The sequence below is a fragment of the Kitasatospora sp. NPDC059673 genome (assembly GCF_042734215.1).
Lineage (GTDB): Bacteria > Actinomycetota > Actinomycetes > Streptomycetales > Streptomycetaceae > Kitasatospora.
This window is the reverse complement of record NZ_JBHWEN010000020.1, coordinates 136,844-144,345: the sequence shown is the minus strand read 5'-3', so window position 1 is coordinate 144,345 and position 7,502 is coordinate 136,844. Positions and strand designations below refer to the sequence as shown.

Sequence of the window (7,502 nt, the reverse complement as noted above, 5' to 3'; positions counted from 1 at the left end):
AGCGGCACAGCAACCACCGGAATATGGCGGTCCTGCGCACTGCGTCCTCGCTAGTGTTACTTCATAAAGGAATCTCCAACCGATCCAGACGGACCAGCCGGGGATGTCAACATATCTGGCGTTGACTTTTGGCACGCTGTTGAGTTCTCAAGGAACGGACACTTCCTTCGAGCCGCATTCCTGCGGGCTCTCCGGGCGCTTCGTTCTTTCGTGTTTCCAGCTTATCAGATGTTTTCCGCTCCGTTTTCCGGAGTTTCATTCGATCCGATTCACTTTTGCCTTTCGGCGCTCCCGAACTCTAGCAGAGTTATTCGGTCCGCATTTCCACCCGAAGTTTCGAATGGACGCGCGACGAGTCGCTCAGCGAGGGTTTGGGGGCCGCCTCCCGATCACGTCCGGTTCAGGCGACTCGGACTACGTTAGGTCACTAGGACGGCCGAGTCAAACATCGAGGGGCCGGATCTGGCTGGATCCGGCCCCTCGATCTCTGTGTCACAGGTCAACTGCGGTCTGTTTCAAGCCACTCGGCAGCCGACAAGAGCCGTCGAAAGCCGCCGGAGCCCGTCAGCACCCGCCGCGGGGCGGTCAGGCGCCGGCCAGTTCGACCGCGGCCAGGTTGCGCTTTCCGCGGCGGAGGACCAGCCAGCGGCCGTGCAGCAGGTCGTCGGTGGTGGCGACGGCCTCCTCGTCGGTGACCTTGGCGTTGTTGAGGTAGGCGCCGCCTTCCTTGATGGTGCGGCGGGCGCCGGAGCGGCTGGGGGCCAGGCCGGATTCGACCAGGAGGTCGACGAGCTGGCCGAGTTCGGTGACGGTGGCCTTGGGGACCTCGGCGAGGGCGGCGGCCAGCGTGGCGGGTTCGAGGTCGGCGAGGTCGCCCTGGCCGAACAGGGCCTTGGAGGCGGCGACGGCGCGCTCGTACTGCTCGGCGCCGTGGACGAGGGTGGTGAGTTCCTCGGCGAGGGCGCGCTGGGCGAGGCGGGCGGCGGGGCGCTCGGTGGTGTCGCGTTCCAGCTGCTCGATCTCCTCGCGGGAGCGGAAGGAGAAGATGCGCAGGAACTTGGCGACGTCCCGGTCGTCCGCGTTCAGCCAGAACTGGTAGAAGGCGTAGGGGGTGGTGAGTTCGGGGTCGAGCCAGACGGTGCCGGACTCGGTCTTGCCGAACTTGGTGCCGTCGGCCTTGGTGATCAGCGGGGTGGCGAGGGCGTGCACGGAGCGGCTCTCGGCCTTGCGGATCAGGTCGGTGCCGGCGGTGAGGTTGCCCCACTGGTCGCTGCCGCCGGTCTGCAGGGTGCAGCCGTAGCGGCGGTTGAGCTCCAGGTAGTCCATGCCCTGCAGGATCTGGTAGCTGAACTCGGTGTAGCTGATGCCCGCGTCGGAGTTGAGGCGGCGGGCCACCGCCTCCTTGGCGATCATGTTGTTGACCCGGAAGTACTTGCCGACGTCGCGCAGCAGGCTGATCGCCGACATGCCGGACGTCCAGTCCAGGTTGTTGACCATGCGCGCGGCGTACTCGCCCTCGAAGTCGAGGAAGCGGGAGATCTGGCCGCGCAGGCGCTCGACCCAGCCGGCCACCGTCTCGGGGTCGTTGAGGACGCGCTCGGCGGTGGGCTTGGGGTCGCCGATCAGGCCGGTGGCTCCGCCGACCAGGCCGAGCGGGAGGTTTCCGGCCTGCTGGATGCGGCGCATGGTCAGGATCTGGACCAGGTTGCCGAGGTGCAGGCTGGGCGCGGTCGGGTCGAAGCCGCAATAGAACGTGACCGGGCCGTCCGCGAACGCCTTGCGCAGTGCGTCCTCGTCAGTGGACAGGGCGATCAGCCCGCGCCACTGGAGCTCGTCGACGATGTCGGTCACGGTCCCGCGTCTCCTTCGGTCGTGGGTCCGGCGCGGTCATGCGGCCCGGTGGGCTGCGCGCCTGGACAGTTCCAGCGGGGTAGAGCCTACGCGGTCGTGACGCGGGGGTTCGGGGACAGGTCGGTGGGCGGGACGGAAATTCCGTTGTTCGAGACGGGGCGGGCCTTCACAGTGGTGCCACCGCCGACCCGGCGGCCGCGAGCACCGGAGGTGGCCCGTCATGCGCAACACCCTTGTCCTGAACGCGAGCTACGAACCGCTGAGCACGGTGCCGCTGCGCCGTGCGGTGGTGCTGGTCCTGCAGGACAAGGCGGTGGTCGAGCAGGCACATCCGCTGCGGGTGGTGCGCGGATCGGGGGTTCAGGTGCCGGTGCCGCGGGTGATCAGACTGACCAGATACGTGCGGGTGCCGTTCCGACAACAGGCTCCGTGGTCGCGGCGGGGTGTGCTGGCACGGGACCAGCACCGGTGCGCGTACTGCGGGCGGCGGGCCACCACGGTGGACCACCTGGTGCCCCGGTCGCGCGGCGGTGCGGACAGCTGGCTGAACACCGTGGCGGCCTGCGCGGAGGACAACCAGCGCAAGGCGGACCGGACGCCGGAGCAGGCCGGGATGCGGCTGCTGCGGCGGCCGTTCGAACCGACGCCGGAGGCGACGTTGATGCTCGCGCTCGGGCTGCGGGCGGGTGAGCTCGGAGAGCTGGCCGCCTGGCTGCCTGCGGGCGCGTGAAAGGCCGACGGGCCCGACCTGATCAGGGGACAGGTCGGGCCCGTCGTCGTACGGGCGAAAGCCGGCAGCGGGTCAGCCCTTGCTGGTGAAGCCGGTGGCGATGCCGAAGTTGGCGGCGTGCTCGGGGACGGCGACCACGTGCCCGGTGGTGGTGAACACCCGGCCGGCGGAGAGCAGCGAGCCGGTGCCCTGCGGGAAGGCGCCGCCCTGGGTCTCCTGGCCGCCGGCCACCGCGAAGCGGCTGAGGTGCGCGGGCTGGTCGGCGCGTTCGTCCACGGCGACCAGCAGGCCGCTGTTGTCGACGCCGGCGGGGTGCGCCTTGCCCTTCTCGGCGATCGGGGTGCGCCACTGCGGCTTGCCGGTGCCCAGGTCGTAGGCGGTGAACGCGGTGGGGTTGCCGCCGCCGTCGGGGACGACCGCGGCGAACATGGTGCTGCCCTGGAAGTGGACGCCGGGGACGGCGGCGAAGCTGCCGCGGGCGACGTCCAGGCGGCCGCCGCCCTCGACGGCGAGCGGGATCTCGACGCCGGGGTCGCCGTTGGCGCCCCAGGCGAAGACCCGGTCGTCGGCGGGCTGGTTGCCGGTGGTGAGGACGACGGCGGGCTCGGCGGAGAGCACCGTGACGGTCGTGGGCTGGTTGTTGATGCCGCGCCAGTACTTGACCTTGCCGTCGGAGACGTTCAGCGCGACGGCCTGGTCGCCGGGGGTGGAGTCGGCGCAGCGGCTGTGCAGCAGGACGGTGGTGGGGCCGGAGCTGCCGGAGAGGGTGCAGAACTTGCCCTGGCCGGTGTACTGCCAGGCTTCGGCGCCGTCGTTGGCGGCCCAGGCGGCGGCCTTGTCGTAGCCGACCGCGATCACCTTGTCGTCGGTGACGGCGACGTGGGCGGCGTACTTCTCCTTGGCGTCGGACAGGGTCTTGGACCAGGTGATCTTTCCGGTCTTGGTGTCCACGGCGGCGGCGGTGCTGCACGGGCTCTTCGGGTCGGCGGCGGGTCGGTAGACCACGGCGCCGATGCCGCCGGAGTTGACGCTCGGGGACAGCCCGCAGGGGACGGCACCGTCGGCGGGCGGGGCGACCGTCCAGCCGGGCTTGCCGTCGGCGAGGTTGTAGGCGTGCACGCCGGTGGCGTCGGCGCGGACCACGGTGTCGGCGAGCAGCCAGCTGCCGACCAGGGTGTCGTCGGCGCCCTGGCCCCCGGCGGCGGCCGGGTCGGCGGTCCAGGCCTTGGTGTGGGCGACCGCGATGTTCTGGGTGGTGCCCTGCTTGCCCTTGTCGGCGGTGGAGTCGCCGCTGTCGCTGTCGGAGGTGGCCAGCACGGCCGCGGTGGCCAGTACGGCGAGCGCGGCGACACCGGCGCCTATCCGGATGGCGAGGCCGCGCTTGCTGGGCGCACCGGGGCCGGAGGTGACGGCGGCGCGGGCCCGGGAGACCAGTCCGCCGGCCGGCTGCTCGGTGTCCGGGTCGGCGTCATCGGCGGTATGGGCGACGGGAGTTGACCTGCCGTCGGCGCCGGGCGCGAACGGGTCGGCGGCGCTGGTCTGCGGGTAGTCGCTGCTGGTGACCGGGCTGGACTCGGCCGCGGGCTGCTCGAACGCGTTCGGCGTCGCCGTCTCCGGCTGCGCGAACGGGTCGGCCTGGGCGTAGAGCTGCTGGGCGGCCTGGTCGGCGTACGGGTCGGTCTGCTGGTAGCCGCCGAAGTCCTGCTGCTGGCCGTAGGCCTGGGCGTAGTCCTGCGGCTGGTGGCCCTGGTCGGGCCGGCCGTAGAGCTGCTGCTGGGCAGCCGGGTCCAGGTGTCCCCCGGGCTGCGGGTAGCCGCCGTAGGCCTGCGGCTGCTCGGTGTAGGCCGGCTGCTCGCCGTGGACGGGCTGCTGTCCGTACTCCTGCTGCTCGCCGTAGGACGGCTGAGGCTGGGGGTACCAGGGCTGCTGCTGGTCGTACCCGGGGGTCGTGGAGGGTTCCTGAGCCATGCGTTCCGTCCGTCCCGACTGCGGTCTGGCAAGCAGACAGCATCTCACGCCCGGCAGGCGGGTTTTGGCCAGGGCTTTGCCCGGGGCCGGGAGGGCGGGGTGGACGGCGGGGTGGACGGTGGGTCAGGAGGTGGTGTCGAGGGCCTGGTCGATCAGGTGGGCGAGGGTGAAGTCGAGGCCGGTCAGGCCGCCGGCGCTGTGGGTGCTGAGGACGAAGGTGAGGGTGCGCCAGCGGATGTCGATGTCGGGGTGGTGGTCGAGGGCTTCGGCCTGTTCGGCGACGGCGTCCACGACCTTGATCGCGGTCGGGAAGCTCGCGGTCTCGGCGGTGCGGGTGAGGGCCTCGCCGGTGCGGGTCCAGTGCGGAAGGTCGGCGAGGGCGGCGGTGATCTGGTCCTCGCTGAGGCGGGTGCGGCTCATGGGCGAATCTCCGTCCGGGTGGTGCGGCGGCTGTCGGGCCGAGCCTAGGGGGCGGTCAGAGGAACAGCAGCTTGGTGACGGCCGCGAGTCCGACCAGGACGATCAGGGTGCGCAGCGCGATCGGCGGCAGGCGGCGGCCGAGCTTGGCGCCGAGCAGGCCGCCGAGGGTGGAGCCGACGGCGATCAGGGCGGCGGCGGTCCAGTCGACGGTGGAGGTGAGGACGAAGAAGATCGCGGCGACGCCGTTGACGATCAGCGCGAGGACGTTCTTGATGCCGTTGATGGTCTGCAGGGTGTCGGGGAGCAGCATGCCCATCAGGGCGAGCAGCAGGACGCCCTGGGCGGCGCCGAAGTAGCCGCCGTAGACGCCGGTGAGGGCGATCAGCAGGAGCAGCAGCGGTCCGCCGTCGGTGGCGGGTGGCAGGGTGCCGGCGGCGCGGCGGGCGGCCATCGCGCGGGCGACCCGGGGTTGCAGGACGACCAGGACCAGGGCGGTGAGGATGAGGGCCGGGACGATGGCGTCGAAGGCCTTGCCGGGGAGCACGATCAGCAGGGCTGCGCCGATGAGTCCGCCGGTCAGCGAGGCGGTGCCGTAGCGGAGCAGGCGGCGGCCCTGGCCGGCGAGTTCGGCGCGGTAGCCGATGGCGCCGGCCAGCGAGCCGGGGGCCAGGCCGAGGGTGTTGGTGACGTTGGCGGTGACGGGGGGCAGGCCGAGGGCGAGCAGGACGGGGAAGGTGATCAGGGTGCCGGAGCCGACGATGGCGTTGATGGTGCCGGCGGCGGTTCCGGCGAGCAGGACGGCGAGCGCCTCCCACAGTGTCATCTGCTTTCCCCTCGTTGGCTGCTGTCGGGCCGGTTGATCATGCCGGAGGGGCGGGGCCCGGGGCCAGGGGGCGTCCGGAATTCGAAACGGCCCCAACATGCGTGCAGGCCCCGCCCGTTGATTCGGGCGGGGCCTGCGGAACGCGGGTGACTACTCGTCGAACTTCGGGTACTCGCGGGTGGGCTCGACCCGCGGGCGGAGGGTCTTGTCGGTGTCCACCGGGCGCGGGGCGTTGGCGGGGTCGACCGGGACGCGGGCGGCGGGCGGGGTGACGGCGGTGGCCTCGGGGGCCCCCTTGCCGCCGCCGGTCGCGCCCTGGAAGGCGCCGCCGAGGCCCTTGAGCGCGTCGCCGACCTCGCTGGGGATGATCCACAGCTTGTTGGCGTCGCCCTTGGCGAGCTCCGGCAGGGTCTGCAGGTACTGGTAGGCGAGCAGCTTCTGGTCGGCGTCGCCCTCGTGGATGGCCTCGAAGACCGTCCGGATCGCGGCGGCCTCACCGTCGGCCTTCAGCACCGCGGCCTGGGCCTCGCCTTCGGCCTGCAGGACGGCGGCCTGCTTCTCACCCTCGGCGCGCAGGATCTGGGCCTGCCGGGCGCCTTCGGCGGTGAGGATGGCGGCGCGCTTGTCGCGGTCGGCGCGCATCTGCTTCTCCATCGAGTCCTGGATGGAGGTCGGCGGCTCGATCGCCTTGAGCTCGACCCGGTTGACCCGGATGCCCCAGCGGCCGGTGGCCTCGTCGAGGACGCCGCGCAGACCGGCGTTGATGACCTCGCGGGAGGTCAGCGTGGACTCCAGGTCCATGGAGCCGATGATGTTGCGCAGCGTGGTGACGGTGAGCTGCTCGATGGCCTGGATGTAGCTGGCCACCTCGTAGGTCGCGGCCCGCGGGTCGGTCACCTGGTAGTAGATGACGGTGTCGATGTTGACGACCAGGTTGTCCGAGGTGATGACCGGCTGCGGCGGGAACGGAACGACCTGTTCACGCAGGTCGATCCGGTTGCGGATGGTGTCGATGAACGGCACCACGATGTTCAGGCCGGCGCTGAGGGTGCGGGTGTAACGGCCGAAGCGCTCCACGATCGCGGCGCTGGCCTGCGGAATCACCTGGATCGTCTTGATCAGGGCGATGAAGGCCACCACGACCAGGACGATCAGCACGATGAGGACGGGTTCCAACGCTTCTCCCCTAGACGACCAGGGCGGTCGCGCCCTGGATTTCGACGACGTCGACCTGCTGGCCGGGCTCGAACACCGAGCCCGGGTGGAGCGCCCGGGCGGACCAGATCTCGCCGTTGAGCTTGATCCGGCCGCCCTCCCCTCCATCGACGGTTTCCTGTACCACTGCGGTGGCGCCGGTCAGCGCCTCCACGCCCGTGCGGTAGCCCGGGCTCTGCTTCAGCTGGCGGTAGGCGATCGGGCGTACGAACACCAGGAGCGCCGCCGACACTCCGACGAACACCAGGAACTGCGGGACCACGCCGCCGCCCAGGCCGGCCGTCAGGGCGGCCGCGCCGGCGCCGACCGCGAACATGGCGAATTCGGGCATCGCGGTCACCACCAGCGGAATGCCCAGGCCCACTGCGAGCAGTAGCCACCAGATCCAGCCGTCCACGCGTCCATCCTAGGGAAGTTCGAGCTCTTCAGGCGTAGCTTCCCGCAGCTGGAGGTGCGGAAACCGGCCAGGTGTGCGACCGGTTCCCGGCAGGTACC

The 7,502-nt window shown here is 71.1% G+C and carries 7 protein-coding genes; 1 reads left to right on the top strand and 6 read right to left on the bottom strand.

The annotated features are described in order from the left end of the window. Nucleotides 1-585: 585 nt before the first annotated feature. Nucleotides 586-1,851, bottom strand: coding sequence for a tyrosine--tRNA ligase (gene tyrS, locus ACFV18_RS23350; protein ID WP_380486171.1), 1,266 nt, complete (start codon nt 1,849-1,851; stop codon nt 586-588). Between the two features lie 220 nt (nt 1,852-2,071). Between tyrS and ACFV18_RS23345 the strand changes: the two genes are divergently transcribed. Continuing rightward, nucleotides 2,072-2,581: an HNH endonuclease gene (locus ACFV18_RS23345; protein WP_380486169.1), complete on the top strand. Its 510-nt coding sequence runs from the start codon at nt 2,072-2,074 to the stop codon at nt 2,579-2,581. 72 nt (nt 2,582-2,653) lie between these two features. Here the strand turns inward: ACFV18_RS23345 and ACFV18_RS23340 are convergent, their stop codons facing one another. The 5 genes from ACFV18_RS23340 to ACFV18_RS23320 form a co-directional block, all read right to left on the bottom strand. Then, nucleotides 2,654-4,549: a PQQ-binding-like beta-propeller repeat protein gene (locus ACFV18_RS23340; RefSeq protein WP_380486168.1), complete on the bottom strand. Its 1,896-nt coding sequence runs from the start codon at nt 4,547-4,549 to the stop codon at nt 2,654-2,656. 123 nt (nt 4,550-4,672) lie between these two features. Further along, complete coding sequence (locus ACFV18_RS23335) at nt 4,673-4,969, bottom strand: 4a-hydroxytetrahydrobiopterin dehydratase (RefSeq protein WP_380486166.1); 297 nt, start codon at nt 4,967-4,969, stop codon at nt 4,673-4,675. Nucleotides 4,970-5,024: 55 nt separating this feature from the next. Beyond that, nucleotides 5,025-5,792 (bottom strand): sulfite exporter TauE/SafE family protein, encoded by a 768-nt coding sequence (locus ACFV18_RS23330; RefSeq protein ID WP_380486164.1) that lies wholly within the window; start codon nt 5,790-5,792, stop codon nt 5,025-5,027. Between the two features lie 150 nt (nt 5,793-5,942). Further along, the gene (locus tag ACFV18_RS23325; RefSeq protein ID WP_380486162.1) at nt 5,943-6,968 is read right to left on the bottom strand and encodes an SPFH domain-containing protein; all 1,026 of its coding nucleotides are present in this window, start codon (nt 6,966-6,968) and stop codon (nt 5,943-5,945) included. A 10-nt stretch (nt 6,969-6,978) separates the two neighbouring features. After that, nucleotides 6,979-7,392, bottom strand: a complete 414-nt coding sequence (locus ACFV18_RS23320; protein WP_380486176.1) for an NfeD family protein — start codon at nt 7,390-7,392, stop codon at nt 6,979-6,981. Between the last annotated feature and the right edge of the window lie 110 nt (nt 7,393-7,502).

Coding starts and splice junctions, on each gene's coding strand:
- ACFV18_RS23345 (WP_380486169.1), top strand. CDS start 2,072: ATGCGCAACACCCTTGTCCTGAACGCGAGCTACGAACCGCTGAGCACG.
- ACFV18_RS23330 (WP_380486164.1), bottom strand. CDS start 5,792: ATGACACTGTGGGAGGCGCTCGCCGTCCTGCTCGCCGGAACCGCCGCC.
- ACFV18_RS23340 (WP_380486168.1), bottom strand. CDS start 4,549: ATGGCTCAGGAACCCTCCACGACCCCCGGGTACGACCAGCAGCAGCCC.
- ACFV18_RS23335 (WP_380486166.1), bottom strand. CDS start 4,969: ATGAGCCGCACCCGCCTCAGCGAGGACCAGATCACCGCCGCCCTCGCC.